This is a genomic window from Vibrio sp. 10N.222.46.A1 (assembly GCF_041473595.1).
GTDB classification, from domain to species: Bacteria; Pseudomonadota; Gammaproteobacteria; order Enterobacterales; family Vibrionaceae; genus Vibrio; species Vibrio tasmaniensis_A.
Window position 1 is genome coordinate 1 of sequence record NZ_JBFRSN010000850.1, and the last position, 1,867, is coordinate 1,867.

Annotated in this window: 1 protein-coding gene and 1 pseudogene; both read right to left on the bottom strand. The window is 44.2% G+C overall.

Annotation, left to right across the window (positions count from 1 at the left end; translation table 11 throughout):
• Positions 1-57: 57 nt before the first annotated feature.
• On the bottom strand, positions 58-1,425 hold the full coding sequence (hflX, locus tag AB4496_RS20940; protein ID WP_009848500.1) for a GTPase HflX: 1,368 nt from the start codon (positions 1,423-1,425) through the stop codon (positions 58-60).
• A 286-nt stretch (positions 1,426-1,711) separates the two neighbouring features.
• Positions 1,712-1,867, bottom strand: a pseudogene (locus AB4496_RS20945) (sugar ABC transporter ATP-binding protein); the annotation flags it as partial.

Below are 1,867 nucleotides of genomic sequence, written 5' to 3' on the forward strand. Positions count from 1 at the left end.
AGAGAGCCTAGGCTCTCTTTTTTGGTATTTTAACTTGTGTCTAAACGCTATAAAATATTAAGAATTCTGCATACGCTTTTTCAGTCGAGCTAAGTCAATTTCACTAGAGCGAACGGTCAACTTAATGCACTCGTAATCGTACTCTTCTTTAACCACACTCATGTTTGAGCGAATCTCTCCGATGATGCCTTGTCCTGAATAAGGGATGGTGATCTCTTCTTCGATCATGCCTTCTTCAGCAACACCAACGATGTACTTGTGCAGTTTCGTGATATCTAGCGGATCTCGAGTCGACGTTAGCATCGCATCTGGGAATTCTTCGATCAGCTCTAATTGCTGCTCTTCAGTCAATCTATCGCACTTATTCAGAACTAATAGTTTCTCGCTGCCTTCTACACCCACTTGAGCTAATACGTCGTGTACCACATCAAGTTGTGCGCGGAATGAAACGTCAGAAGCATCAACCACATAAAGCAGCAATGAAGCATCATGCGCTTCTGCTAGCGTTGAGTGGAATGATGCAACCAGATCGTGTGGCAATTTCTTGATGAAACCCACTGTATCTGAAACCAGAATACGCGGTTGAGTAATCGGCTGAAGCGCACGAACCGTCGTATCTAGCGTTGCGAACAGTTTATCTTCACCGACCACTTCGGTTGCGGTCATTGCACGCATCATCGAAGACTTACCGGCATTGGTGTAGCCAACTAAAGCAACAGTGAAAAGCTCCGCGCGCCTTGTGCGTCGGGTCTTCATTTCATCTTGTACGCTTACTAGCTCACGCTTAAGCGCAGCAATTTGGTCACGTACGTTACGACGGTCTAGCTCTAGTGAAGTTTCACCGGCGCCCTGACCCATTTGGCGTTCTTTATCGCCCTCAGCCGTTTCACGAAGTCGTGGCACTAAGTAGTTTAGACGAGCGATATCAACTTGCAGACGAGCAGTACGAGTACGAGCGTGGCGGCTGAAGATTTCGATGATGATGCCAGTACGGTCAAATACTTCCACACCCAAACTCGCCTCAACAGTACGCATTTGAGATGGACTTAAATCACAGTCAAATACCACAACATCAGCGGCACCGTATTGGAAGTTGCCCGTTGGAAGATCATCAAAATCTAGCTCATCGATTTCAGAACTAAAATCAAACGACTCATCAATAAAATCTTCATCTTCTGCTTCTTCAATAGAGCCTTGATAACCAGTTAGGTGTGCAATTTCAGCAAGCTTACCGGCACCCAGCACATTCTGTCTTTGAGATGAACTGTGGTGTTGCGATTGCGTACCGACGACTTTAAACCCTAGGGTTGTCACTAAGCGAGCAAGTTCGGCAAGAGACTCTTTTGCTTCGTCACCTTTAAAATCCGGTGTCGTAATAGAAATAAGTAAAGCGTTATTCGCCGCTGGTTTTGCTGTTAGTTTCATGTATTCTTCTGTTTATGCACCAAGGTGCAGCCTAGTTTCTGGTCTAAAGTAGTGTGATCCTACGCGTTTCTACGTCAGCTTTATAGAGCTAAGGGATACTAAATCACGATATTATTGCAGTAGAAGCATATATATCGTTTATCCCTCTGTTTTTATAAGGGATAAAAAGCAAGTATAGCCAACGAAAAAGGCAGCATCACCTTACTTATTAGTAGTTGGTGATACTGCCTTTGATTTAGACATGAACTTTGATTGTTAAACTAACTCAATAACTAGAAGTTAGAAGTTAGAAGTCGATTCTCGCTTCAGTCTGAGCATCGAAGAATACCGCCTTTGATAAGTCAAAATGAAGCGGTGCCATTTGCCCAACCGACACTTCAAACTCTGGTGACAAACGACACGCGACTTCTTGGTCGTTCACTTTAACCATTGCGATGGTATC